We start from the raw sequence: 26146 nt of genomic DNA, 5'->3' as shown, positions 1-26146 counted from the left end.
GTCGCTCAAGCGGCCGTATCAGGCACTTTACCGGAACAAAACGTAGACAGTTCTGGTCTTTCGCTACCGAATCACTACATTCGGGGGCGATGTCCGGCTTTTCCGAAGACATGCCCTTTTTCGACGAACCCGATGCGCGGCCCACGGCCCCGTCGGGCATTGCCGCGCGCGCCATGGCTGCCCGCGGTGGCCAAAACAACGCGCCGGACTATCTCAGGGGGCTTAACCCCGAGCAGCGGCTGGCGGTGGAGACCACCGAAGGGCCGGTTCTGGTGCTGGCCGGCGCCGGCACCGGCAAGACCCGCGTGCTGACCACCCGCATCGCCCACATCCTCGCCACCGGCAGGGCCTTTCCCTCGCAGATCCTGGCCGTGACCTTCACGAACAAGGCCGCGCGCGAGATGAAGCAGCGCATCGGCATCCTGATCGGCGAAGGCAATGTCGAGGGCATGCCGTGGCTCGGCACCTTCCACTCGATCGGCGTGAAGCTGCTGCGGCGCCATGCCGAGCTTGCCGGCCTGAGGTCCGACTTCACCATCCTCGACACCGACGACGTCGTGCGCTTGATCAAGCAGCTGATCCAGGCCGAGGGCCTGGACGACAAGCGCTGGCCCGCGAAACAATTCGCCCAGATGATCGACGGCTGGAAGAACAAGGGCCAGGGCCCGGCCGACATCGCCGAGGGCGATGCGCGCAGCTTCGCCAACGGCAAGGGCCGCGAGCTCTACAAGGCTTATCAGGAGCGGCTGCAGACACTGAACGCCTGCGATTTCGGCGACCTGCTCTGCCACCCGATTCGCATCTTCCGCGCCAATCCCGATGTGCTGAAGGACTATCACCGGCGGTTCAAATACATCCTCGTCGACGAATACCAAGACACCAACACCGCCCAATACATGTGGCTGCGCCTGCTGGCGCAAAGGCCCGAAGCGCCAAGGAGTGGTTCTCCGGGCGGTCGCGCTCCCACCGCGTCCAATTCGTCGGTCATCGACAGAACAGAAGCAGGGCGCTATAGGCCTCCAGCGCCTGAAGAAGACCCACTGGAGCATAGCCATGGATCGGCTGCTTCGGCCGAAGGCCGCAAGCCCGACCGGGCGTCCGAGCCGTTGCGAGGCCCCCGCGGAGGGCCCGCGCCGGCAGGCGCGGAACAGCCCGTGAGCGAAAACAAAGTAAACATCTGCTGTGTCGGCGATGACGACCAGTCGATCTATGGCTGGCGCGGTGCCGAGGTCGACAACATCCTGCGCTTCGACAAGGATTTTCCGGGCGCCACCATCATCCGGCTGGAGCGCAATTACCGCTCGACCGCGCACATACTGGGCGCCGCCTCCCACCTCATCGCCTACAATGAGGGCCGTTTCGGCAAGACGCTGTTCACCGATCGCAACGATCCCGAGGACGGCAAGGTCAACGTCCACGCCGCCTGGGATTCGGAGGAGGAAGCCCGCGCCATCGGCGAGACCATCGAGGCCTACCAGCGCCAGAAGCATAATTTGAACGACATGGCAATCCTGGTCCGCGCCTCGTTCCAGATGCGCGCCTTCGAGGACCGCTTCATCACGCTCGGCCTTAACTACCGCGTCATCGGCGGTCCGCGTTTTTACGAGCGCATGGAAATCCGCGACGCGCTGGCCTTCTTCCGGGTCGTCGCCAACAGCACCGACGACCTCGCCTTCGAGCGCATCGTCAATGTGCCCAAGCGCGGCTTGGGCGAAGCGACCATCCGCCAGATCCACGACACGGCGCGCGGCTTGCGCATCCCGATGCTGGAGGCGGCGGCTACACTCGCCGAAAGCGACGAGCTGAAGCCGAAACCGCGCGCCGCGCTGCGCGAGGTCGCGGCCAATTTCGAACGCTGGCAAAAGGCGCTGGAAACCACGCCGCACACCGAACTCGCCGAGACCATTCTCGAGGAGAGCGGCTACACCGACATGTGGAAGAACGACCGCTCGGCCGAAGCCCCCGGGCGGCTGGAGAACCTCAAGGAACTGATCCGTTCCATGGAGGAGTACGAGTCGCTTCGCTCCTTCCTCGAACATGTCGCGCTGGTCATGGATGCCGAGCAGAATGCCGGGCTCGATGCCGTTTCCATCATGACCCTGCACTCGGCCAAGGGCCTCGAATTCGAAACCGTCTTCCTGCCCGGCTGGGAGGAAGGCCTCTTTCCCCATCAGCGCGCACTCGACGAAGGCGGCCGCTCCGGGCTCGAGGAAGAGCGGCGGCTCGCCTATGTCGGGCTGACGCGGGCCAAGAAGAACCTGCATATCTGGTTCGTCTCCAACCGCCTCATCCACGGGCTCTGGCAATCGACCATCCCGTCGCGCTTTCTCGAGGAACTGCCGGAAGCCCATGTCGAGGTCGCCGAAGCCGGCAATTCCTATGGCGGCTACGGCAATCCCTATGGCGGCGGCTCGTTCGCGTCCGGCCGTGGCGGCGGCCAAGGGGCAGGAAGACAGAACCCGTATGGCGCCTCGCGCTTCGACAATATCGGCGCCAATTCGGGCGGCGGGGAAAAGTCCGGCGCCTTCTCCAACACCTATTCCACGCCGGGCTGGCAGCGCGCGCAGGCCAACCGCACCGAGGCGACCGACCGCAACTGGGGCACGCGCTCGGGCCATCAGGTCGAACGCATCGGCTATGGCGAAACAGACTCCGGCTACGGCGCCGGCCGCACCAGCGTCAAGGGCCGCACCATCGACGGTGAACTGGTCGCCAAATCCGTCTCCGACACGCCGTCCGCCTTCAGCGTCGGCGACCGCGTCTTCCACCAGAAATTCGGCAACGGCAATATTTCAGCCATCGAGGGCAACAAGCTGACCATCGACTTCGACAAGGCCGGCCAGAAACGCGTGCTGGACGGGTTTGTCCTGCCGGTGTGAGGCTGCCAGCCTCGAAGACTGACGTCCCGCCTCAATCCACCTTCTTCTCGCCCCGCTCCCCGGCCTTCACGATATCCCCCGTCGTAAACAGGATTTCCTTCAATTCCACGCGCCAATCCGTCTTCTGGCGCAGCAGGAATTCGAGGTCCATGCCGAAATGCTTGAACTCCTCGCTCTGCGCGTTCTTCATGATCGCCTTGGCCTGTGGGTTCTTCTCGACCGACATGCGCTGTTCGTACCAGCTGATCGCTTCCGCCTCCTCGATCAGCGAGGTGATCATGCGGGCAAAGGTCCGCACTTCCTGCGACAGTTCTTCCGGCGGTTCGTGATACTGGTCGAAACCCATGTCGTCCTCCCCTCAACGGCTCGCGGATGGAGCCAGGCGTTGGCCCGCACCCATGAATGCGTGGGACGCGCCGCGGGTTCCGGGACCACGGCCACAATTCGGGATGATGGATCCGCGAACTATCTCACGACACTGGCGCCGCGCCGCCCTCTTCCGTCCGCCGCGCGATGAACGCGTCCAGCACGCCTGACGTTGCGGCGGCCGCGGCCGGCGGCTCGAAATCGGCAAGGATGCGCTTCCAGATGCCGGTGGCGCGTTCGGTCGCGGTCTTCGAGCCGCTTTGCGTCCAGTTGCCGAAATTCGACCAGTCGGCCACCAGCGGCTCGTAGAAGGCGGTGCGGTAGCGTGCCATGGTGTGGCTGGCCGAGAAGAAATGGCCGCCCGGCTGCACTTCGGCGATGGCCTCGAAGCCGATTGCGTCGTCGTCGCCGGGCGTCGCGGTACAAAGTTCCGCGACCGTCTGCAGCGCTTCGATGTCGGTGACCAGCTTTTCCAGGGAAACACTCAAGCCCCCTTCCAGCCAGCCGGCCGCATGGATGCAGACGGTGGCGCCCGAAAGCACCGAGCCCCACAGCGCGAACTGTGTCTCGTGCGCGGCCTGCGCGTCCGAAATGTTGGCAGCGCTGCCGCCGCCCGAGCGCCAGGGCAGACCGGTGAAGCGCGCCAATTGGCCTGCACCCAGTGTGGCCTTGACGTGCTCCGGCGTGCCGAAGGCCGGTGCGCCCGATTTCATGTCGACATTGGAGGAGAAGGAACCGTAGACCACCGGCGCGCCCGGCCGCACGATCTGCGCCAGCGTCAGCCCGGCCAGCGCTTCGGCATGCTGCAGCGTCAAGGCGCCGGCCACCGTAATCGGCGCCATCGCACCGGCCAGGCAGAACGGCGTGATGATCAGGACCTGGCCCGCCTTGGCGAAGTCGATGATACCTTGCGCCATGGGAACATCGAGCTGGCGCGGCGAGTTGGTGTTGATGACGGTGTAGCAATGCGCGCCCGAGCGGAACTCGTCCTCGGACAGCCCGCGGGCCAGCCTGATCATCTCGAAACTGTCATCGACCTGCGGCGTGCCGCGCGCGAACACGAATGGGAACTTGTCGGACAGTGTCAGCTGCGCCCGATTGACGGAGTAATGGCGAAAACGATTGTCGATATCCTGCGGTTCGATGCACGGTCCCAGCATGTGCAAGACATCGAAATGCTGCACCAGCTTGATGAGCTCCTCGAAGGCGACCAGCGTTCCGGGGCGCCGGCCGCGGTCGAGATCGGTGATGTTGGGCGCGCCGGAGCCCGCCAGGAACGTCATCGAGCCCAGTTCGAGCGACAGATCACGAGCACGCGCGCCTGCATTGGCGTGGATCGATCGCGGCGCCGAGGCTAGGGCTGCCACCACCATGTCGCGGCCGATGCGCACCATGTCGGTGTCGGGATCGACCAGGGCGCCGGCGCGGGCGAGCACTTCGCGCGCCTCAGGCAGCAGCACCTTGATGCCCAGTTCTTCCAGCACGCGCAGCGCCGTGTCGTGGATCGACGCCACCTGGTCGTCGGAAAAGATCGGCTGTGGCAGGAATGGATTCTTCAGCGAGCGGTAATTGGGCTTGCGGCTTGATTCGCTGCCGGCCTCGCCCGTGCGTCCGCGCCGGCGTTCGCGCCTGCTGTCTCGTGCCGCGTCATCGATCATCGCGAATTCCCTCCTCATTGCCGCATCGCCTTGCCCTGGGGATCATAGGGCGAGCCCGCGATGACCCGCGCAGGCCGTTCGACGCCGACAATGTGCACGCAAAGCTGCGTCCCCTCCCCGGCGAAATCGTCGTCCACCAACGCCAGCGCGACGCTCTTGATCGTGTAGCCAAATCCGCCCGAGGTGACGAAGCGCGCGGCGGCCTCAAGGCTTCCCTTCCGGTCAGTTCGAAGCCGGCATCCTATATGTACTAGACATAAGTGTCCAATACGTTGGCGGACCGGCATCGCGCACTGTCACGCAAGCATCATGTTCACGCCTTAGATCGCTTTTGGGGAGGCTCGCGCGGCATCGTCGATGCGGCACCTCTTTCCGTTTTTGTCCTTCGGCCGCTCCGGCATGCTCGTCACAAAGAGGATTGTCCATGAAACACCCGCACCGAACCGCCTCGCTCGGCGTCGCGCTGGCCTTGTTCACCGCCCTGACACCGGCGCTTGCCGACGGCGTGGCCTACATCAACAAGGGCCTGGTCGGCGTCGGCCGCATGCCGGCTGCTCAGCGCGACAAGTTCGGCGAGACCTTCGGCTCGGGCTCCGGCATGGCAATCGACACTACAGGCTGGACGCAAGATGCCGGCACCTACAAGGGATCGCTCTGGCTCCTGCCCGACCGTGGCTACAATGTCGCTGGCACCACCGACTACCGGCCGCGCCTCAACACCATCGGCATCGAGTTCACGCCTGTCGCACCGGGTGCGGCTCCCGCCGCCGGCCAGGAGCAGACGGGCGTCAAGGCGACGCTTGCCGACACCATGCTTCTGACCGACGACAAGGGCGCCGATGCCACCGGCCTCGATCCGCTGTCGGATGTACGCCCTGCCGCCGGCGACATGCCGATGCTGCCCGTCGCCACCAACGGCAAGCTCGCTCTCGACAATGAGGCCATCGTGCGGCTGCCCGACGGTTCGATGTTCATCTCCGACGAGTACGGCCCCAACATCTACAGGTTCTCCGCGCAAGGCCGCCTGATGTCGGCGACCCAGCCGCCGGCAGCCCTCGTGCCGATGCGCAAGGGAACGCCGAACTTCTCCTCCGACAATCCCGGTCCGGGTGCCGCCGACCCTGATCCGAAGGATCCCGAAACCGGGCGCCAGAACAACCAGGGCCTCGAAGGCATGGCGATGACGCCGGACGGCAAGTTCCTGATCGCCGTGCTACAGTCGGCGCCGAGGCAGGACGGCGGCGATTCACCCTCGACGCGCCAGAACACCCGGGCGTTGGTTTACGATGCCTCCGACCTCGCCCATCTGAAGCTCGCGCATGAATACGTCGTGCCGCTGCCGATGTTCAAGGATGCCAAAGGCAAGACCAAGGTCGCCGCGCAGAGCGAGATCGTGGCGCTTTCGGACACATCCTTCCTGATGCTGGCGCGCGACAGCGGCAACGGCCAGGGCCTGAAGAAGGGTGACGCGTCGCTCTACCGTCAGATCAACATCGTCGACGTGTCCGGCGCGACCGACATCGCGGGCAGCGCCTTCGACGCGGCCGACAAGCCGGTAGCGCCCAAGGGCGTGCTCGATCCCTCGGTGACGCCGGCCAAGCTGACGCCGTTCATCGATATCAATGACGCCGCCGAGCTTGGCCGCTTCGGCCTGCATAATGGTGGGGCGAAGGACCACAACGAGCTTTCGGAGAAGTGGGAAGCGATGTCGGTCGCCAGCGTCCTCGATCCGAAGCTGCCCGACGACTATTTCCTGTTCGTCGGCAACGACAACGACTTCCTCGCCCAGGACGGCTTCCAGGTCGGCGCGCCCTACAAGGCCGATGACGGCGCCGATGTCGACACCATGTTCCTGGTCTATCAGGTCACGCTGCCAGGTCTCGGCAAGAAGTAACGATCGCCGCACAAGCGGGCGCGCCTGGCGCGTCCGCCTGTGCAGGTCGTGAAGGCTTACTTCAAGAACTCGGCGTCCTTCGGCACGCCCGCATCGATTGGCTCGGCCGTCCTGCTTGACACGGCCATGATCTTGCCGGCAGCCGACAGGTTGGGCCGCACGAAGACCTGGGCGGGGCCGTTGACGCGGCTGTAGAGGTCGATGATGTCCTGATTCATGAAGCGCACGCAGCCGGACGATGCGTTCTTGCCGATGGAATCCCATTCCGGCGTGCCGTGCAGCCGGTACATCGTGTCCTTGCCGTCGCGGAAAAGATAGAGCGCGCGGGCGCCCAGCGGGCTCTGCGGTCCGGGCGGCATGCCGTTCTTGTATTTCGCCAGTTCCGGCCGGCGCTGGATCATTTCGGGCGGCGGCGTCCACACCGGCCACTTCTTGTGTGCCTGGACCACGGCGCTGCCGGTCCATCCGAAACCGGCCTTGCCGAGGCTGACGCCGTAGCGGATGGCCTTTCCGCCGTCGCGCACCAGATAGAGGAAATGCTCGGAAACATCGACGACGATCGTGCCAGGCTTCTCTCCGGTCGGATCGGCCACGATCTGGCGCACGAACTTCGGATCGAGCTTGGCAACCGGGATGGCCGGCAGTTGATAACCCTCGTCGGTGCGCGCCGCATACATGGTTGCGGTATCGCCGACAGCCGGCTCGCTTGGCGCAGCCGACGGCGGGACCGGCGCCACTGCCGGCGGCGCCACATCGGTCGTGGTGCACGCCGAGAGAACGACGGAAGCGCAGCCCAAAGCGGACGCGCCAACAAACGCGCGCCGGCTCAGGCGCTCAGCAACAAGCGGAATATCGGACATGAACCCCCTGGTGAGAAACGCGGCCCAACGCGCCTGGGATCAATATCCCATTCCGCAAGCTTTGAGAACAGGATGGATCATGGCGTGAACACCGTGGACCGTTCGCGCCCCCGCATCGACCTGTCGGGTTGAATCTGCAATCATCGCGCACCGGACTCGAGATAGGCTTTGTCGGCCATGAACGAAAAAATGCCCGCGCGTCGGCGCACCGGCGACCTGACCAGCGGCCCGATCCCACGCACGCTGCTGCTCTTCGCCTTGCCGGTGCTCGGCTCCAACGTGCTGCAATCGCTGAACGGCTCGGTCAATGCCGTCTGGGTTGGCCGCTTCCTCGGCGAATCGGCGCTGACGGCGACCTCCAACGCCAACCTCGTCCTGTTCCTGATCCTCGGCACGGTGTTCGGCATTGGCATGGCGGCCACCATCTTGGTGGCGCAGTCGGTCGGCGCCCGCGACCTGCCCGAGGCACGCCGCATCGTCGGCACCAGCGCCACTTTCTTCTTCCTCGTTTCGGTGGTCTTCGCGGTTTGCGGCTGGATCTGGGTCGACGCCATCCTGGGCGCGCTTGGCACGCCGGCCGACGCCTTGCCGCTCGCACGCTCCTACCTGCGCATCATCTTCGCCGCCGTGCCGATGATGAACCTCCTGTCCTTCGTCATGACCGTGCTGCGGGGTGCCGGCGATTCCCGCACGCCCTTCATCTTCATGGCGCTGGCGGTCGTGCTCGACATCGTGCTCAATCCCCTGCTCATCCGCGGCATCGGCCCGTTTCCCGAACTCGGCATCGCCGGTTCCGCCACCTCGACGCTGATCGGCCAGACCGTAAGTGTTATCGCCATCCTCGTCGTGCTCTACGCGCGCAAGCATCCGTTGCGGCTGGCCGGCACAAATCTCGCCCTGCTGCGCCCGGATCCGGCGCTGCTGCGCATCGTCGTCTTCAAGGGCGTGCCGATGGGCCTGCAGATGATCGTCATCTCGGCGGCGGCACTGACGGTGATGGGCATCGTCAATTCCTATGGTTCGCAAGTCGCCGCCGCCTACGGCATCGCAGCGCAGCTCTGGACGTACATCCAGATGCCGGCGCTCGCCATCGGCGCCGCGGTTTCTTCCATGGCGGCGCAGAATGTCGGGGCCGGCCGCTGGGACCGGATCGGCCGCGTTGCCGCCTCCGGCGTCGGCTTCAACCTCGTCCTGACCGGCGCCCTCGTCGCGCTGCTATGGGTCTTCGACCGCTCGATCCTGGGCCTGTTCCTGAGCAGTGACAGCGCCGCGATCGATATCGCCGCCCACATCAACACCGTAGCATCCTGGTCGTTCATCCTGTTCGGCATCACCATCGTGCTGTTCGCCACGGTGCGCGCCACGGGTGCCGTGATGCCGCCGCTGATCATCCTGGTGATCTCGGTGCTCATCGTGCGCACCGGCTTTGCCTATTACATGCGCGGCGTGATCGGCGAGGAAGCGCTGTGGTGGAGTTTCCCGGCCGGCTCGATCGCCTCGCTGGTCCTGGCCGCGGCCTACTACCGCTTCGGCGGCTGGCGCACCTTGCACATGATCGAGAACAGGCCGGCTGCCGGCGAACCGCCCGACACCGGGCTCGGCGTGCCGCGCCAGCGCGCGAACATGGCACCTGAAACGCCGAACGGCTGAAGCGCACGTGCTGGCGCGGCGGTCTCAGCGCCTCTGTCGGAGCCCGAAGGCGAGCGCCACCAGCGCGAACACGATGATCATGGCCGCGAAGGTCAGGCTCGCGGCGACGGGGCTGGCATAGGTCGACACGACGCCGATGCCGATGACAGGCAAGGCGTTGCCGACAAAGCAGCAGACGAAGAAGCTCGACACCACTTCGGCACGGCGATCCTGTGGCGCGATCTCGTTCACCACCTGCAGGCCGCCTCGGTAGCCAAGCGCGGCCACGACACCGCAGCAGGCCGTCGCCACGATCATCAGTGCCATCGAGGCCAGAACCTGTGCAGCCACCACCAGCAACACGCTTGGGATCATCAAGGCCAGGGCGGCCAGCATGGCCTTGCTGCTCTGCACCCGCATCAGCGCCACGATGCTGGCCGCCGCGACGATCGCCAGTTCGAAGAACAGCGCGCCGGCAACGGCATGGTTCGTTTCGTGCAGCTGCTGCGCCAGGATGCTCGGCGCCAACGCGGCATAGAAGCCGACCAGCGCCATCGCGCCGAAACCGGTCACCGCCGGCGCGACGAAGCGCGTGCGTATCTTCTGAGGCACGGAGAGGCGCGGCCGCATCGAAATCCGCTCGAGGCCACCCGGCTTCGCCACCGTTTCACGGGTACGCCAGACCAGGACCGCCACCACCGCGAGTGCCATGAGATAGACGATGAACACCAGCCGCAGGGGCCAGGGCTCGTATTGAGCCAACAGTCCCGATATCAGCGACCCGAAACCGAGACCGAGGAAATTGGTGCTGGTGGTGATGACGCTGGCACGCGATTTATCGGCGGCGGGGAGAAGCTCGGCAATCCAGGCGGTTCCCGTTCCGGCGCCAACGCCGATGCCAAGCCCGCTCAGGATGCGCGCCACGTCGAGCGAGACGACATTTCCGGCGAACAGGAAGATAAGCGCGCTGACAATGGCCACGATCATCGCCGCCAGCGCTGCGGGCCGGCGCCCGACAACATCCGACACGCCACCGAACACCAGCAGGGCGCCGAGATTGCCGACAACATAGACCGCGTAGATCAGCGTCAAGGTGATCTGCGAAAAGCCGAACTGCTGCTTGTAGATGATATAGAGCGGCGTCAGCGCCGTGCTGCCGGCAAACAGCACCGCGATCATCGCCGCGACAGTCGGGATCGCGAGGACGTCGCCGGCCTCGTTCTGAGTTTGCGCCAAATCGCGAAAGGCCATGGCCAACCTCGTCATCAGTTTCAGGGATCGCGACATTAACGTGCCCTTCCCGCCGGCGTTCCAGTGAACGGCCACGCTCCTGACACCACGGTGGGCCTTGCCTGACCAGGCCGATGAACGCACAAATGCGGATCGGGGCCAGCGGCCCCGATCCATCACGGCACCCCTTGTGCCGTATCAGACGCAATCAGACTATTTGCAGGAAACCGGGCCTACTTGCAGGAAAAACCGGGCGCGATCTTGCACTTGCCGGGACGCGGCTTGTGCGGCGGGCGGTGATGCGGAGGACGGTGATGAGGCCGGTGGTGCCAGTATGGCGGCCGGTGCGGCGCGCCTACGATGATAACCGGCGGATGCACGACTTGGGCCCGCGAGAGATAGCCGGAGCTGGCCCAGCCGCTGACACCGCCGCCATGGATCCTGCACCAGCCAGGCTGGCAGCCGGTCACGTCAACCCGGAAGCCGGCCGGCAGCGTTCCGACCTTGGCGTATTCCGCGCCAGGCCCGGTACGCACGTTGAGGCTGGTCGTGGTATGGGCGCCGTAGGCGAAGGCAGCGGCGGACGTCCCGAAGACGGCGGCCAGAATGGTCGCTATCGCAAGCAGAAATCGAAATCTCATCGGTCCCTCCATCGAGTGCCGGCCGTTCGACTGCTTCGGCCGGGACAGCATCGCAACGGGAGAGGCCGCGGCAAGAAAAGTCAACAAGCTGCCAGGGCCGATCACCACGATCACCGTTCCTGCGTGGAAGTTTCCCCTGATATAGTTGAGGAGTTTTCCTCACACTGTTTATCGGCGCGCCAACATCCGCTAACGATTTACTATCTTTCGGCAACTCATCGCGGACTGGGGTGGTGATCATGGGCAAAGGCAGGGTCGAGGCATTCACCGACGGCGTGGTGGCGATCATCATCACCATCATGGTGCTGGAACTGAAGGTGCCGGAAGGCGAGGATTTTTCGGCGCTGCTGCCGCAGTGGCCGATCTTCCTGTGCTACGTGCTCTCCTTCATCAATGTCGGCATCTATTGGAACAATCTGCACAATATGTTCCACACCGTGCAGCGTGTCGACGGCCACGTGCTGTGGGCGAACCTGCATCTGTTGTTCTGGCTGTCCCTGATGCCGATGACGACCGCCTTCATGGGCGAGAACCATTTCGCCACGGTTCCCGTCGCGGTTTACGGTTTCGACCTTGTAATGTGTGCGACCGCCTACAGCATCCTGGTCATTGCGCTGCATCGGCTGCATGGGCCGGATACCGCATTCGCCAAGGCGATCGGCCGCGACCGCAAGGGAAGGATTTCGCTTGCCGCCTACATAGCGGCCGTTGGGCTGACCTTCCTCGACCGGTGGATCGGCGTCGCGCTCTATGTCGCCGTCGCCCTGGTCTGGCTGGTCCCGGACACGCGTTTTTCGCGCGTTCTCGAAAAATAGCTCTTTGTCCAGCGCAATTCCCTAGGGAAAGCGTTATGCGCTTTTCCCGGGAAAACTGCCTCACGCCTCTCCTGGAATTGCTTAACCGCGCATCGCCTTCAGCTTCTCCGCCACGGAAGCGGCAAGGTCGGCATAGCGCTCTTCCAGCCGCTCCGCCGCCTTGATGATCGAGAAATCATGGCCGAACTTCTCCAGCGCCATGCGCAGCTTCTCGACGAACTCCGCTTGTTTTTCCAATGCGGAGAACAAGGTTTTCACCTGGGCTTCGCTGATATCCGGGTTGGCCAGCATCTGTGGCACCTCGCGCCCCATCTGGTCGCCGGCGGCGGTCTGCTCCTTCAGAATTGCAACCCAATCCGTCAATCGGAAATCTCCCTTTTGGCATCGCAGCATGCGCAGCCACGACCGGACTGGTCAACCCGACGAGCCCCGACGGCGGCTTGCACAAGCCCGTTCCGGCGCTAAGTTCGGCGCAATCGAAAAAGGAAAGCATCGCCGATGATCCCCGATACCGAGATCCAGACCGCCTTGCCCGCGCTTGGCCAAGGCAATACCGCCGTCATCACCGGTGCCGCCAGCGGCATTGGTCTTGCGGCGGCCAAACGGCTGGCGCTGATGGGCATGAAGATCGTGCTCGCCGACATTGGCGGCCCGCGCCTCGACGATGCCTCGCGAGTCGTTGCCGCGATTGCCGGCGACGACGCCGTGCTTGCCGTCGCATCGGACGTGTCGAAGGCCGATGAGGTGGATCGTTTGGCCGACCGGGCATTCGGCGCATTCGGCGCCGTCTCGCTGCTGATGAACAATGCCGGCGTCGGCGACAACCCGGGAAAACCCTGGGACAACCGCGCCGGCTGGAAACGGCTGCTCGACATCAATTTCTGGGGCGTCGTGCATGGCGTCGAAGCCTTCGCGCCACGCATGCTCGCATCGGACAAGCCGGGCCTGATCGTCAACACCGGCTCCAAGCAAGGCATCACCACGCCGCCCGGCAACCTCGCCTACAACGTTTCCAAGGCCGGCGTGAAGACCTTTACCGAGGGCCTGGCGCATGCGCTGAGGAATGAGCCTGGCGCCCGCCTGTCGGCGCATCTGCTCATCCCCGGCTTCACCTATACCGGCCTGACCGAAGGCGCGACGGAAAAGCCGGCGGGAGCGTGGACCGGTGAGCAGGTGATTGATTTCATGCTGGAATCGCTGGTCAGGGGTGACTTCTACGTCCTGTGTCCCGACAATGAGGCCGCGCGGTCGCTGGACGAAAAGCGCATGGCTTGGGCGATCGGCGACATTATCGAAAACCGCCCTGCCTTGTCGCGCTGGCACCCCGACCACAAGGATGCGTTCGCGGCGTTCATGAAGGGCTGAGCCTCAAGCCACGCTCTTTTTCGCGCCCCGCTTCTGGGCAACCGCCTTCTTGGCCGCCATGGTGGCGATCTTCTCGTCGTGCCGCTTAGCCGCCCGCTCGCATTTGGCGCGGATCTCCTGGACCTCGGCTTCAGTCAGGTGCTCGATGCCGATGAAGGTGTTTTTGGCCGCGCTGACCCGTATCAGCTCATCGAGCTTGGCCTGGATCGCCGCGCCGTCGCGATTCTGGGTGTTCTGGATGAGAAACACCATCAGGAAGGTGATGATTGTCGTCCCGGTGTTGATCACCAGTTGCCAGGTGTCCGAGAACGCGAAGAGTGGCCCGCTTAGTCCCCAGACGATGACGATCAGGCAACAGAGTGCGAACGTGGGCGACAGGCCAGCAAGGTGAGCCACCCGGTTGGCGATTTTGGTGAAAAGCTTCTCGATCATGAACTCCCTCAGACAGCGCGGCTCCGTGCGGGCACAAGAGGAAACAACCAGCAGCCATTTCAGGTTCCCGCGGGCAAAAAATACAACCGATGCAATTAAATGCACGCGAAGCGCGCATTCGGCACAAAACACACCTTATCGGTTCAATGTCATGGTAGCCGCGCAGGCAAGAGCCTGTTCCTTCCGCTTTACAGCGGGTTACCTCCAGCCCCTTCCGCCGCGCCACCCCCGCATGGCGGAAGGGGTTTCATTCCGGAGAGCGTCAAGAATAGTTCCCTGCGCAGCCGTGACGGCGAGGCCCAAACCGTTCTCCGCGGGAGTTAAACGGCGTCGTTTTCCCAGCGGTCGAGGAAGGCTTCGATCGGCATTGCCTGCATGTCGGGAACCGCCCTGGCGAGTGTCTCGACCGGCCAGTCCCACCAGGCGAGAGCCTCGATGCGTACCGCTATTTCAGGGGCAAAGCGCAGCCTGATCGGCTTCGCCGGCACGCCGGCGACGATCGTGTAGGACGGCACGTCCCGCGTCACCACCGCATTGGCGCCGATGACCGCGCCATTGCCGATGGCGATGCCAGGCAAGATGACCGCGCCGTGGCCGACCCAGACATCATTGCCGATGGTCACGGCCTTCGACCGCCGCCGGTCGCGAAACGCGGCATCGACACCCAGCCAGCGAAAATATTCGTTCGGCCGATAGCTGACCTTGTGCTGGGTCAGCCGCTCGATCGGATGTTCCAGCGCATTGATGCGGCTGTTGGCGGCGATGGAACAGAATTTGCCGATCGTCGTATAGATCGCCTCGGCATGACGTTCGAAATAGGAGAAATCGCCGACGATGACCTCGCGCAGCACGACGCGTTCGCCGATCACGGCATAGCGGCCAAGCTTGCAGCCCTTCATCTCCGCCGTTGGATGGATGCGCGGCTCGGGGTCTTTCGCGACGAGATCTTCGGAACGGTCCATGCCAGCGGCTTTACGTCAGGTCGATTGGTCCCGCAAGCAGGAGCCGATCATCGTCAGAGTAGCACCAGGAAGAGTTCGCCCGCCTATTTCGGCTTGCTGTTGCTCCACACCACGTTCTGGCCGTAGAGCGGCACCGTCGTAACCGACATCTTGGCCGAGCCGTTCTGCACCTGGCGCGAGTGCGACAGATAGATCAGCGTCTCGTTCTTCTTGTCGTAGATGCGGTTCACCACCTGCTTCTTCCAGATCAGGCTGAGACCTTGCTTGAATACCTCCTCGCCGCCCTCGCTCATGTCGATGTCGCCGATGGTGATTGGCCCGGTCTGGCGGCACGAAATCGAGGAGTCGCTGGGATCCTCGAACCAATTGCCCTTGTGCAGGCGGTCGATGACGCTTCGGTCGAAATAGGAGACATGGCAGGTCACGCCATCCACCTTCGGGTCCTTGATCGCGTCGATGATGATGTCGTTGCCGACCCAGTCGACGCCGACCTTGCCGACTTCCTCGGCAACGGCGCTACCGGCGCCAAGCGCAACGCATGCCGCCAACGCGCCGCCGATCAGTTTCCGCCCAGTCAGTTTGAGCCCAATCAGTTCGAGCAAAGAAGCCTCCTCGGTTCGAGTTGCCGGTCTCAGGTGGGGCGGGCTGTGCGGCTTTGCAAGCAGATGTGGCAACACCACAGCGGTTGCGGCAACGCGGCACTTTGCCTGTGCGAGGCTGAACCGCTAAGACTGTGACCGAACAAGGGGCGCACGGCTTTGGCCGGCGCGCCATGACATTACAGACGGACTTTTCTGATGATGCGTTCTATCCTGGTCGGCATTCTCGTCCTGATGGCCGCCGGCATCGGCTGGCTGACCTTCGACTGGTATCGCGGCCACTATGGCGGCGAGCCGTTCGGTGCGGCGTTCACCCTGGTCGACCAGAAAGGCGCACCGATTACCGAGGCCGCTTTCCGGGGCCAGCCCAGCGTCGTCTTCTTCGGCTTCACCCATTGCCCTGAAGTCTGCCCGACCACGCTGTTCGAACTCTCCGGCTGGCTGAAGACGCTCGGCGACAACGGCAAGAACCTGCACGCCTATTTCGTCTCGGTCGATCCGGAGCGCGATACACCGCAGGTCATGAACGCCTATGTCAGCAATTTCTCCGACCGCATCACCGGCATTACCGGCGACCCTGACAAGGTCCATGCCATGGCCAAGGCATTCGGCATCTACTGGAAGAAGGTCGACACCGGCGACGGCGACTACACCATGGACCACACCGCCTCGGTGCTGCTGCTCAACGCCAAGGGCGACTTTGCCGGCACGATCGCCTATGGCGAGAGCGCCGACACCGCCGTGGAGAAGCTGAAGCGCCTCGCCGCGAACGGCTGACCAGAATTCACATGACCCAAACGCGGCTCCATTTCACCACCGGAAAGATCGAGGCCGAGCGCATCTTCGCGGCGCTCGAAACGTCCTTCGAGGATGAAGGCCTGCCGATCGCCCTGCTGGAGGTCGACGAAGACGCCGACATCCATGAGGTCTCGCTTTATGCCGATGGCGACGTCGACGCGGTTGAGGCGCGGCTGAAGGACATTCTCGCCGGTCTCGCCTTGTCGAGACCGGTCGAGCGCGAGGCGCTGCCCGACATCGACTGGGTGGCACGTTCCCTGGAAGGCCTGAAGCCGGTGCGCGCCGGCCGGTTCTTCGTCCATGGCGCGCACGACAGCAGGAAGCGCCATAGCGGCGAGCTCGCCATCGAGATCGAGGCGGGCCTTGCCTTCGGCACCGGCCATCACGGCACCACCGCCGGATGCCTCGAAATGCTGGAGAAAGTCGTGCGGCGCGAGCACCCGCGCAACGCGCTCGACCTCGGGACCGGCAGCGCGGTGCTGGCGATCGCCGTCGCCAAGCTGGCGCATATTCCGGTGCTGGCCACCGACATCGATCCGGTGGCGGTCAAGGTCGCCGCCGCCAATGCGCGGCTGAACCACGTCAAGGCGCTCATCGAGACGGTGACCGCGCCGGGCTTTCATCACTCGATCTTCGCCAGGCGCGCACCCTTCGACCTCATCGTCGCCAACATATTGGCGCGGCCGCTGATGCGGCTCGCGCCGCAAATGGCAGGGCATATCGCGCTTGGCGGCTCGATCGTGCTGTCAGGCATCCTGGACCGCCAGCGTGATGCGGTGGTATCGGCCTATGTCGGCCAGAATTTCCGCCATATCAGCACCTTACACCGCGAAGGCTGGGTGACGATCCACCTCAAGCGCTGAGGCCGGCAAAGCCATTGCCGATCAATGGTTGTCGGCAAGGCACCGCCAAGAGAATGCCGGCGCCGTCAGGCCAAGTCTGTACCAGCCCCATTTGGTTGTCAGCCAGGCAATGCTGTAGCAGGTTGCGCCAGCCGGAAATCGATTCCGATTTCCAGGCCCATGCGCTACGGTCAAGCTGATATCAGGAGGCCCATCATGTTCCAGACCTTCGATTCCGCGGGCGATCCGGCAGTCGGCAAGCCACGCGTGGCGCTGCTGCGCCAATGGCTCAGCGACAATGGCCTCGATGGCTTCATCGTTCCGCGCGCCGACGAGCACCAGGGCGAATACGTCGCCGATCGTTCTGCACGGCTGAAATGGCTGACCGGCTTCAGCGGCTCGGCCGGCGTCGCCGTCGTGCTGCGCGACCGCGCCTTCGTCTTTGTCGACGGGCGCTACACGCTGCAGGTGCGGGGCGAAGTCGACCTCGGCATCTTTTCGATCGAGAGCCTGGTCGACAATCCGCCCGCTGTCTGGCTCAGGGACAACATCGGCAAAGGGGCGCGGCTGGGCTTCGATCCCTGGCTGCACACGATCGGCGAGGTCAAGGCGCTGCAGGCCTCCGCCGACAAGACCGGCGCGGTGCTGGTGCCGTTAGACAGGAACCCGATCGACATCATCTGGAAGGATCAGCCCGCCGCACCCGTAACCCCGGTCGAACTGCACCCGATCGGCTTTGCCGGCGAGCTCGCCAAGGACAAGCTGGCGCGGCTGGCAACGGCGATCGGCAAGGACGGCGCCACCCATGCGGTGCTGACCGACCCCTCCTCTATCGCCTGGGCCTTCAATATTCGTGGCGGCGACGTCCCGCATACGCCGCTGGCGCTCGGCTTCGCCATTCTCGCCGCCGACGGATCGCACCAGCTTTTCATGGATCGACGCAAGTTCTCGCGTCAGGTGGCGGCCTACCTCACCCAGCTCGCCGATCCGCGTGAGCCCGGCGAATTCGAGGCCGCGATCGTGGCGCTTGCCAAAAGCGGCGCGAAAATCGCGCTCGATCCGGTGCTGGCGGCCGACCGTCTGCGCATGCTGGTCGAGGACAATGGCAGCACGGTGATTGCCGCGCCCGATCCCGCCCGTATTCCGCGCGCCACCAAAAACCAGGCCGAGATCAACGGCTCACGCGCCGCGCATCGCCGCGACGGCGCGGCGGTGGCCAAGCTTTTGTGCTGGCTCGACCGGCAGCAGCCCGGCTCCCTCGACGAGATCGCGGTCGTTACCAGGCTCGAAGAGACCCGCCGGCAGACCGGCGAGGAAACCCAGATGCCGCTGCGCGACGTCTCCTTCGACACTATTTCCGGCGCCGGCCCGAACGGCGCCATCATGCATTACCGCGTCTCGCGCGCCACCAGCCGCAAGCTGCAGGCTGGTGAGCTGTTCCTGCTCGATTCCGGCGCGCAATACCAGGATGGCACCACTGACATCACCCGCACCGTACCAATCGGCCAGCCGACCGAGGAGATGCGCGAGCGCTTCACGCTGGTGCTGAAAGGCATGATCGGCATTTCGACGCTGCGCTTCCCCGCCGGCACGCGCGGCTCCGAGATCGACGCCGTCGCCCGCATGGCGTTGTGGAAGCATGGCTGCGACTTCGCCCATGGCACCGGCCATGGCGTCGGCTCGTACCTGGCTGTGCACGAGGGTCCGCAGCGCATCGCCCGCACCGGCACCGAAAAGCTGCTCGAGGGCATGATGCTGTCCAACGAGCCGGGCTATTACAAGGAAGGCGCCTACGGCATTCGCATCGAGAACCTCATCCTGGTGACGCCGGCCGAACAGATCGAGGGCGGCGACATCGCCATGCACGGCTTCGAGACGCTGACGCTGGCGCCGATCGACGTCAGGCTGGTGCGATCGGACCTGCTGACACGTGACGAACTGCACTGGCTCGACACCTACCACGCCCGCGTGCAGTCCGAGATCGGTCCGATGCTCGACGGCGAAACGCTCGCCTGGCTGGAAAAGGCGACAGCACCGCTGCCGCACGACGCGAAGATTTGAATTTTGAGGCGCTGAAGGGCGATGCGCCCTACCCCACGAACTGCCGTGCCAGGATCAGCGCCACCGCGCCCGCCAGAAACATCGCCATCAGCCCGCCACGCAGCGAAACCACCGCCGTGACGACCAGGGCTGCCCACTCCGCCGGTCCGGCATTCAACAGTTCCGGCGCCACCAGCGTGGTCAGCACGGCAGCCGGCACGGCGTTGAGACCGGCTTCCACGCGCGGATGGATGTGATCGAATCGGGAGATGACCAGATGGCCACCGATGCGCGTGAGATAGGTGGCGAACGCGCCGGCGATGATGATCCAGAATGTTGTGCTCATGACCTTGCCTCCACGCCGCTGTGGCGCGGCGGCAGAATGACGGCGAGCAGCACGCCGGCGACGGCGCCTATGGAGACGTGCCAGGGCGAACCCACCGTCTTGTAAGCGACGATCGAGGCGCAGGCACTGGCGACGACCACCGGCAACCACAAGGGGCGCTTGCGGAAGCCCATCACGAGGCCGAGGAAATAGATGGGCAGCAGGAAATCGATGCCCAGCGCATGGGTGTCCGGGATGAGCTTGCCGAACAGCGCGCCGAGCGCGCTTTCGACGATCCAGAACAGATAGACCGGCAGGCCAAGCCCCAGATACCAGGCGAAGCCGACCGTTTGGCCGGATTGCGCCCGCGCCTCCGCGACCGCGAATTGCGGGTCGGTGAGGATGAAATAGCCGAGAGCCTGCTGGATGACAGGCCAGTGCGCGATGCGCCGGCCGATGCCGGCGGAATAGAGCACGTGGCGGAAATTGACGGCGAAGATCGAGAGCACGACCAGCCACGGCGCGACATGCTGGCCGAACAGCTGGATGCCGACCATCTGGCTGGCGCCGCCATAGACCAGCGCGCTCATCAGGAAGGCTTCAAGGACCGAGAAGCCATTGTCGACGGCGAGCGCGCCGAACAGCACGGCGAACGGCGCCGACGCCACCACGACCGGCATGGAGAGCCGTACGCCCTGCCAGAAATCGCTTTTGCCGCCGCTCTCAGAAATCACGTCCGTCGCCATCGGCCACTCCTTATGCATGTCGCCCAAACTGCGTAGCGGTTTTGGGACAACGACATGCACGACAACAAAAGGAGTGGCGGTATTTAGGTGGCATGGGTTGCCGTGTCACACGAATTCGCTTGAGCCAAACGATCAGCGGAAATGATCGTCGACGCTTGCGTGGAGGCTCAGTCCTTCGCGGTCTTGCCCTCGATCGCCCTGCCCCAGTCGAGCAGCGGCTTGGCGCGCAAGGTGAAATCGACAAGTTCCTCGACCAGCTCCGGCCCGTGGATACCAGCCGGATCGATCGCGTGGCGGACGGCGAAATGCCGGTTGCGGATGGCAGCGACAAGATCCTCGTCGGCGACCTCTTCGAAGCCGCGCGGCGTGCGTTTCATGCCGCCTTCGGCATCGAGTTCGAGGCCATTTTTCCTCAGCGCCGCCACCACTGCGCGAAACGTATCGGGATGGCTCGCGATGGCCTTGCGCATGGCCGTCAGCAGTTCCGGCGCCGGCTGCCACCAGGCGACGCCGGCAAAGCAGCGCTCAAGCCCGATATGGACGAAGAACACGCCCTGCTCCATCTTGGTGCCGTCCGGCGACAGGATAGCCGACAGATGTCGGTTATAGGGTCGCTTGTCCTTGGCGAAGCGCACGTCGCGGTTGATGCGGAACAGCGATTTCTTGCGATCGCCGCGCAGACCGAGGCCGGCTTCCGCAAAACGCTGCGTAAGCGTGTCGACGAGATCACCCAGTGGGTCGCGCAATTCCTTTTCGAACAAGTCGCGATTCTCCAGGAACCACTCGCGACTCTGGTGGAAATCCAATGCCTTCAGGAACGGAATTGCCTTGGAGCCGAACCCCTTGAACGCTTCGCCCGTCACGACTTGCCGACCCGCTGCAGCCAGGTGTCCTCGTCGATGACTTCAACGCCGAGTTCGCTGGCAAGCTTGAGCTTGGAGCCCGCACCCGGTCCCGCCACCAGCAGATCGGTCTTGGCCGAAACCGAGCCGGCCACCTTGGCGCCGAGACGCTCGGCCATTGCCTTGGCTTCGGAGCGCGTCATCTTTTCCAGCGAGCCGGTAAAGACGATCGTCTTGCCGGCGACCTCGCTGTCGGCCGAGACGGTGACGATATACGGCTTCGGTTTGACCTGCTCCAGCAGCTTCTCGAGCACGTCGTCATTGCGCTCATTGCCGAAGAAATCGCGCAGCGCATCGATCACCGTATCGCCAATGCCGTTGATCGATGGGAAGACGGCATGCGGATCCGCCGCCGCCGCCGTCTCCTTGCCGACGCGGATCAACTCCTCGATGGTTGAAAATGTCCGGGCCAAGACGGCAGCTGTTGTCTCGCCGATATGGCGGATGCCGAGCGCGAAAATGAAGCGGTCGAGCTCCGGCTCTCGGCGCGAATCGATGGCCGCGAACAGCTTGTCGAGCCCCTCATAGTTGCGGTCCTCGACGCTGCGCACGTTCTTGCGGGTCTTGCCGGACGCTGCCTCGCGCTGCCTGGCCTGCTCCTCGCGCCGCTCGGCCAGCGCCTTGGTCACGGCGGGCCGGCGCTCCCTGAGCGTGAAGATATCGGCGGCGGTCTTGATCAACCCGGCATTGAAGAAAGTATCGATGTTCTCCGCGCCCAGCCCCTCGATATCCAGGGCGCCGCGCGACACGAAGTGGCGCAGCCCTTCCACTGCTTGCGCCGGGCAGATCAATTCGCCGGTACAACGGCGCCGTGAATCCTCCTTGCCGGTCTTTTCGTTGATCTCGCGTGTCGCCGGCGAACCGCAGATCGGGCAGGTGTGCGGGAATTCGTATGGCACGGCATTGGGCGGACGCTTGTCGACGACGACACTGACGATCTGCGGGATGACATCCCCTGCCCGCTGGATCACGACCGTGTCGCCGATGCGCACGTCGATACCGTCGCGGATCGGCTGGCCGGTGCTGTCCAGGCCCTTGATATAGTCCTCATTGTGCAGCGTGACGTTTTCCACCACCACGCCGCCGACCGTCACCGGCGCCAGCCGCGCGACCGGAGCCAGCGTGCCGGTCCGGCCGACCTGGATGTCGATCCTCTGCACGGTCGTCATCGCCTGTTCGGCCGGGAATTTGTGCGCGACGGCCCAGCGCGGCTCACCGGTGACGAAACCCCAACGGCGCTGCAACTCCAACTGGTCGACCTTGTAGACGACGCCGTCTATGTCATAGCCGAGCGACGAGCGCTGCTCCTCGATCCGGTGATAATGCGCGACCAGCTCCTCGACCGACTTCGCCCGCACCATCAGCGGACTGATCTTGAAACCCCAATCGGCGAATTTCTGCACCGCTTCGTACTGTGTTGGTGCCGGATCCGCCGTCGTATAACCCCACGCATAGGCAAAGAATTTGAGATTGCGGCTGGCGGTGACGGAGGGATCCTTCTGGCGCAGCGACCCGGCCGCCGTATTGCGCGGATTGACGTAATCCTGGCCACCGACAGCCGCCGAGCGCGCCTTGAGCGCCTCGAATTCCGCATAGGTCATGTAGACCTCGCCGCGTATCTCAATGATCTCGGGCCAGCCTGAACCTTTCAACCTTGCTGGGATGTCGGCGATGGTCCTGAGATTGCCGGTGATGTCCTCGCCGACAGCGCCGTCGCCGCGCGTCGCCCCCTGCACGAACACGCCTTTTTCGTAACGCAACGACGCCGACAGCCCGTCGATCTTCGGCTCGGCGGTGAAGGCGATGTCGAGGTCCTTGTCGCGGTCGAAGAAGCGCCGGCCGCGCTCGATGAAATCGGCAACGTCAGCGTCAGTATAGGCCTTGGCGAGGCTGAGCATCGGCACGGCGTGGCGCACCTTGGTGAAGCCTTCCGCCGGTGCGGCACCCACCCTGAGCGAGGGCGAATCCTCACGCACCAGCCCGGGAAAACGCTCCTCGATGGCAAGATTACGCCGCCGCAGAGCATCATACTCCGCGTCCGTGATAACAGGCGCGTCCTCGGCATGGTAGCGCCGGTCGTGACCGGCGATCTCCTCGGCAAGGCGCTGGAGTTCGGCTTCAGCCTCGCTTTCGCTGAGCGAATCGACAGGTTTTTCGGCCATGCTTTTTGTCCCTGAACGGTGGCGCGTCACCATAGAGCATGATCCGGAAAAGTGGGAACCGGTTTTCGGAAAGATCATTCCTGAACAGCAGGATGGAGCCATATCCTGACTCGCCCCATGACGCCGGATAGTCTCATGCCGCGTTTGTATTCTCGCGGAGCAGCCGCTCGGCGGCGGCGCGCGCCTCGTCGGTGATCGTGGCACCGGCCAGCATGCGGGCGATCTCCTCCTGCCGCGCCGTCTTGTCCATCTCGGCAATCCCTGTCGCGACCCGGTCGGTGCTGCCCGATTTGGAGATCAGGAAATGTGTCGCCGCGCGCGCCGCAACTTGCGGCGCGTGGGTGACGGAAAGCACCTGGACGCGCTTCGACAGCCGCGCCAGCCGCTGGCCGATGGCGTCGGCCACCGCGCCGCCCACGCCGGTGTCGATTTCATCGAAAACCAGTGTCGGCGCCGAACCACGATCGGCCAGCGCCACTTTCAGCGCGAGCAGGAAGCGTGACAGCTCACCGCCGGACGCGACCTTCATCATCGGCCCGGGCCGCGTGCCGGGATTGGTGCGCACCCAGAACTCAATCTGGTCGATGCCCTCCTCCATGCGCGTCTCGGCCTCGCTCTTCATCTCGACGATGAAGGCCGCGCGTTCGAGCTTCAGCGCCGGCAGTTCGGCCATCACAGCCTTGGTCAGACCGACCGCCGCGGCATGGCGGAGCGAGGACAGCTGTGCGGCGGCGATGTCGTAGGTTTCGCGCGCGGCCGCCGCCTGCCTTTCCAGGCCGTGCAGGCGCTCCTCGCCGGCATCGAGATCGGCGAGATCGGCAACCATCGTGTCGCGCAGCTGCGCCAGATCGTCGACGGCGACGCTGTGCTTGCGCGACGCCGCGCGCAGCGAAAACAGCCGCTCTTCCGCTTTTTCCAGCCGCTGTGGATCATACTCCGTGGCCCGAAGCGCGGCCTCGACGCCCGATTGCGCCGCATCGAGCGACAACATCGCTTCATCCAGCGACTTGACCACGTCCTCGAGCAGGCCGGGCGCCTCCGTCGCCTTGCGCTGCAACCGCCTCAGCAGGCTGGCCAGTTGCGGCAAGGGCGAGGATGGACCCGACAGCACATCCTGCGCATCGTGGATTTCGGAGGCGATCTTCTCGGCGCGCATCATGTGGGCGCGCAGCTCCGCAAGTTCGGTTTCCTCGCCGGGCTGCGGATCGAGCTTGGTCAGTTCGGCGACCGCGGCGCGCAAATAATCGGCCTCGCGCGCGGCGGCCGCCACCTTGGCGCGATGGCGCGTCAGCTCCTGCTCGCAGGCGCGCCAGTGCCGCCATGCCTCGCCGGTCGAGCGGACGGCACCCAGATGGCCGCCGAAAGCATCGAGCACATCGCGGTGTGCGCCGGGATCGACCAAAGCGCGTTCATCATGCTGGCCGTGGATCTCGACCAGCGCGCGGCCGACGTCGCGCATCAGCGTCACACTGGACGGCTGGTCGTTGACGAACACACGGGTACGGCCGTCCGCCGTCTGCACGCGGCGCAGGATGACGTCGCCGTCATCCTCGATGGCGTTTTCGGCAAGCAGCGCGCGCACCGGATGGTTGCGCGGAACATCAAACACGGCAATGACCTGCCCCTGGGATGCGCCATGGCGCACTAGCGAGGCATCGCCGCGCGCGCCGAGCGCCAGCGACAGGGCGTCGAGCAGGATGGATTTGCCGGCGCCGGTTTCGCCGGTCAGCACGGAAAGACCAGGCTGGAAGTCGATGTCCAGCTTTTCGATCAGGACGATATCTCGGATCGACAGTCTGGAAAGCATGAGAAACCGGACCTATTGCATGCCGCCCAAAAAGTGGACCCGGTTTCGGGATAACGACAGGCACGAAAACAAAAAGATTTAGAGCGGCACCCGACGGTTGGAGTCGCAGCGCCGCACTATCTTTTTGTTTGAGCTTCGGATCAATCCGAAAAAGCGCGCTGCGCGCTTCGCTCGGAGGTCAGGCGCCGGTAATCAGCTTCCCGGCCTTGGATATCCACGATCCGGCATTCTCGCGCGGTGCCAGCCCATTGCTCTGCAGCAGCTTGTAGGAATCCTTGTACCACGAGCTGTCGGGATAGTTGGTACCGAGCACCGCGGCGGCAGTCTGGGCCTCCGAGGTCAATCCCATCGCGTAATAGCTTTCGGTCAGGCGCGCGAGCGCTTCCTCGACATGGCGGGTATTGGAATAGTTTTCGACCACTGTGCGGAAGCGCTTGACGGCGGCGATGTACTCGCGGCGCTCCAGATAATAGCGCCCGATCTGCATTTCCTTGCCGGCGAGCTGGTCGTTGGCGAACCGGATCTTTTCCTTGGCGTCGTCAACATATTCCGACGTCGGCCAGCGCGTCACCAGGTCTTGCATGGTCTGCAGGGTCTGGCGTGCTTCCTTCTGGTCCTGCGTCACGTCCTTGATCTGGCGATAGTAGCTGAGACCAATGATGTACTGGGCGTAGGCGGCGTCATCCGTGGACGGATAAAGCGCCAGGTACCGCTTTGCCGACTGGATCGCGTCGTCGTAGCTGCCCTTTCGATAGTCGGCGAACGCGCCCATCACCATCGATTTGCGCGCCCACTCCGAATAGGGGTGCTGGCGGTCGACGGCGTCGAACTTCTTGCTCGCCTCGTCCAGGCGTCCCGCATTCATGTTGGCGAGGCCCTGATTGTAGAGAACGTCGGCCGGCTCGGTCTGGTCGACATAGGTCGACAAGTCGATATCTTTCTCCGACGACATGCAGGCCGACAGAAAGAGCGATGGAACAACCACCGAAAGCGCCAGGAAAACAGACCGCTGCGGCGCTTTCGATTGACCGACTCGCTTGAAGAACATGATTGGATTGCGCCCTTTCGGCGTTATTTCAATGCCTCTTGCATGCTGTTGTCCCAAAACTGATCCCCACTTTTGAGCGACATGCACTAATAGACGGCCGCAGCCATAAACCATAACCGCCTTGCCCGGCAACGCTATGTCCAGCC

General features: G+C 64.2%; 23 protein-coding genes and 1 pseudogene. 8 read left to right on the top strand and 16 right to left on the bottom strand.

What is annotated here, in order from left to right; all coding sequences use genetic code 11:
- The first annotated feature begins 89 nt into the window (after window positions 1-89).
- Window positions 90-2879, top strand: coding sequence for a UvrD-helicase domain-containing protein (locus FJ960_RS18355; RefSeq protein ID WP_140715858.1), 2790 nt, complete (start codon window positions 90-92; stop codon window positions 2877-2879).
- 31 nt (window positions 2880-2910) lie between these two features.
- On the opposite strand, the gene FJ960_RS18350 is transcribed toward FJ960_RS18355, so the two are convergent.
- The 3 genes and pseudogenes from FJ960_RS18350 to FJ960_RS30290 form a co-directional block, all read right to left on the bottom strand.
- Window positions 2911-3225 (bottom strand): hypothetical protein, encoded by a 315-nt coding sequence (locus FJ960_RS18350; protein WP_015317239.1) that lies wholly within the window; start codon window positions 3223-3225, stop codon window positions 2911-2913.
- A gap of 124 nt (window positions 3226-3349) precedes the next feature.
- The gene (locus FJ960_RS18345) at window positions 3350-4903 is read right to left on the bottom strand and encodes a trimethylamine methyltransferase family protein (protein ID WP_140716027.1); all 1554 of its coding nucleotides are present in this window, start codon (window positions 4901-4903) and stop codon (window positions 3350-3352) included.
- Between the two features lie 14 nt (window positions 4904-4917).
- Window positions 4918-5094, bottom strand: a pseudogene (locus FJ960_RS30290) (glycine cleavage T C-terminal barrel domain-containing protein); the annotation flags it as partial.
- A 233-nt stretch (window positions 5095-5327) separates the two neighbouring features.
- Here FJ960_RS30290 and FJ960_RS18335 point away from each other — a divergent pair.
- The gene (locus FJ960_RS18335) at window positions 5328-6797 is read left to right on the top strand and encodes an esterase-like activity of phytase family protein (protein ID WP_140715856.1); all 1470 of its coding nucleotides are present in this window, start codon (window positions 5328-5330) and stop codon (window positions 6795-6797) included.
- A gap of 56 nt (window positions 6798-6853) precedes the next feature.
- Here the strand turns inward: FJ960_RS18335 and FJ960_RS18330 are convergent, their stop codons facing one another.
- Complete coding sequence (locus tag FJ960_RS18330) at window positions 6854-7657, bottom strand: L,D-transpeptidase (protein ID WP_140715854.1); 804 nt, start codon at window positions 7655-7657, stop codon at window positions 6854-6856.
- 189 nt (window positions 7658-7846) lie between these two features.
- Here FJ960_RS18330 and FJ960_RS18325 point away from each other — a divergent pair, with 189 nt between their 5' ends.
- Window positions 7847-9307, top strand: coding sequence for an MATE family efflux transporter (locus tag FJ960_RS18325; RefSeq protein WP_246672871.1), 1461 nt, complete (start codon window positions 7847-7849; stop codon window positions 9305-9307).
- A 24-nt stretch (window positions 9308-9331) separates the two neighbouring features.
- On the opposite strand, the gene FJ960_RS18320 is transcribed toward FJ960_RS18325, so the two are convergent.
- Window positions 9332-10537 carry an MFS transporter gene (locus FJ960_RS18320; RefSeq protein ID WP_140715850.1) on the bottom strand — a complete coding sequence of 402 codons (1206 nt, stop codon included), beginning with the start codon at window positions 10535-10537 and terminating at the stop codon, window positions 9332-9334.
- Between the two features lie 212 nt (window positions 10538-10749).
- Window positions 10750-11157, bottom strand: coding sequence for an SH3 domain-containing protein (locus FJ960_RS18315; protein ID WP_140715848.1), 408 nt, complete (start codon window positions 11155-11157; stop codon window positions 10750-10752).
- 239 nt (window positions 11158-11396) lie between these two features.
- Between FJ960_RS18315 and FJ960_RS18310 the strand changes: the two genes are divergently transcribed.
- Entirely contained in the window at window positions 11397-11972 is a 576-nt protein-coding gene (locus tag FJ960_RS18310) for a TMEM175 family protein (RefSeq protein ID WP_140502445.1), read from the top strand.
- An 81-nt stretch (window positions 11973-12053) separates the two neighbouring features.
- On the opposite strand, the gene FJ960_RS18305 is transcribed toward FJ960_RS18310, so the two are convergent.
- Entirely contained in the window at window positions 12054-12335 is a 282-nt protein-coding gene (locus FJ960_RS18305; protein ID WP_140715846.1) for a hypothetical protein, read from the bottom strand.
- 135 nt (window positions 12336-12470) lie between these two features.
- Between FJ960_RS18305 and FJ960_RS18300 the strand changes: the two genes are divergently transcribed.
- Window positions 12471-13337: an SDR family NAD(P)-dependent oxidoreductase gene (locus FJ960_RS18300; RefSeq protein ID WP_140715844.1), complete on the top strand. Its 867-nt coding sequence runs from the start codon at window positions 12471-12473 to the stop codon at window positions 13335-13337.
- A gap of 3 nt (window positions 13338-13340) precedes the next feature.
- Here FJ960_RS18300 and FJ960_RS18295 read toward each other — a convergent pair whose 3' ends face one another.
- The 3 genes from FJ960_RS18295 to FJ960_RS18285 all read right to left on the bottom strand — a co-directional run bounded on the left by FJ960_RS18295 (window position 13341) and on the right by FJ960_RS18285 (window position 15333).
- Window positions 13341-13769, bottom strand: a complete 429-nt coding sequence (locus FJ960_RS18295) for a low affinity iron permease family protein (protein WP_181165913.1) — start codon at window positions 13767-13769, stop codon at window positions 13341-13343.
- A gap of 320 nt (window positions 13770-14089) precedes the next feature.
- A complete protein-coding gene (locus tag FJ960_RS18290; protein WP_140715842.1) occupies window positions 14090-14731 on the bottom strand; it encodes a DapH/DapD/GlmU-related protein in 642 nt (213 codons plus the stop codon).
- An 83-nt stretch (window positions 14732-14814) separates the two neighbouring features.
- On the bottom strand, window positions 14815-15333 hold the full coding sequence (locus tag FJ960_RS18285; protein WP_140502441.1) for a CreA family protein: 519 nt from the start codon (window positions 15331-15333) through the stop codon (window positions 14815-14817).
- A gap of 195 nt (window positions 15334-15528) precedes the next feature.
- Between FJ960_RS18285 and FJ960_RS18280 the strand changes: the two genes are divergently transcribed.
- From FJ960_RS18280 to FJ960_RS18270, 3 genes are all read left to right on the top strand, one after another.
- A complete protein-coding gene (locus tag FJ960_RS18280) occupies window positions 15529-16107 on the top strand; it encodes an SCO family protein (RefSeq protein WP_140502440.1) in 579 nt (192 codons plus the stop codon).
- Between the two features lie 11 nt (window positions 16108-16118).
- The gene (locus tag FJ960_RS18275; RefSeq protein ID WP_140715840.1) at window positions 16119-16991 is read left to right on the top strand and encodes a 50S ribosomal protein L11 methyltransferase; all 873 of its coding nucleotides are present in this window, start codon (window positions 16119-16121) and stop codon (window positions 16989-16991) included.
- 195 nt (window positions 16992-17186) lie between these two features.
- Window positions 17187-19031 carry an aminopeptidase P family protein gene (locus FJ960_RS18270; RefSeq protein WP_140715839.1) on the top strand — a complete coding sequence of 615 codons (1845 nt, stop codon included), beginning with the start codon at window positions 17187-17189 and terminating at the stop codon, window positions 19029-19031.
- A gap of 28 nt (window positions 19032-19059) precedes the next feature.
- Here the strand turns inward: FJ960_RS18270 and FJ960_RS18265 are convergent, their stop codons facing one another.
- The 6 genes from FJ960_RS18265 to FJ960_RS18240 all read right to left on the bottom strand — a co-directional run bounded on the left by FJ960_RS18265 (window position 19060) and on the right by FJ960_RS18240 (window position 26000).
- On the bottom strand, window positions 19060-19356 hold the full coding sequence (locus FJ960_RS18265) for an AzlD family protein (protein WP_140502435.1): 297 nt from the start codon (window positions 19354-19356) through the stop codon (window positions 19060-19062).
- Window positions 19353-20081, bottom strand: a complete 729-nt coding sequence (locus tag FJ960_RS18260; RefSeq protein ID WP_140502434.1) for an AzlC family ABC transporter permease — start codon at window positions 20079-20081, stop codon at window positions 19353-19355. Before FJ960_RS18260 ends, FJ960_RS18265 begins: the two co-directional genes overlap by 4 nt.
- Window positions 20082-20248: 167 nt before the next feature.
- Window positions 20249-20944, bottom strand: coding sequence for a TIGR02453 family protein (locus tag FJ960_RS18255; protein WP_140715838.1), 696 nt, complete (start codon window positions 20942-20944; stop codon window positions 20249-20251).
- Entirely contained in the window at window positions 20941-23145 is a 2205-nt protein-coding gene (gene ligA, locus FJ960_RS18250) for an NAD-dependent DNA ligase LigA (protein ID WP_140715837.1), read from the bottom strand. The genes FJ960_RS18255 and ligA overlap by 4 nt, the downstream gene beginning before the upstream one ends.
- A 133-nt stretch (window positions 23146-23278) precedes the next feature.
- Window positions 23279-24952: a DNA repair protein RecN gene (gene recN, locus FJ960_RS18245; RefSeq protein WP_140715836.1), complete on the bottom strand. Its 1674-nt coding sequence runs from the start codon at window positions 24950-24952 to the stop codon at window positions 23279-23281.
- Between the two features lie 178 nt (window positions 24953-25130).
- Window positions 25131-26000, bottom strand: coding sequence for an outer membrane protein assembly factor BamD (locus tag FJ960_RS18240; RefSeq protein ID WP_027141655.1), 870 nt, complete (start codon window positions 25998-26000; stop codon window positions 25131-25133).
- Between the last annotated feature and the right edge of the window lie 146 nt (window positions 26001-26146).

This window comes from Mesorhizobium sp. B2-3-11, assembly GCF_006442215.1.
In the GTDB taxonomy this organism is placed as follows: Bacteria; Pseudomonadota; Alphaproteobacteria; order Rhizobiales; family Rhizobiaceae; genus Mesorhizobium; species Mesorhizobium salmacidum.
Note: the sequence above shows the minus strand (reverse complement) of the source record. Positions and strands in the feature narration are given on the sequence as shown.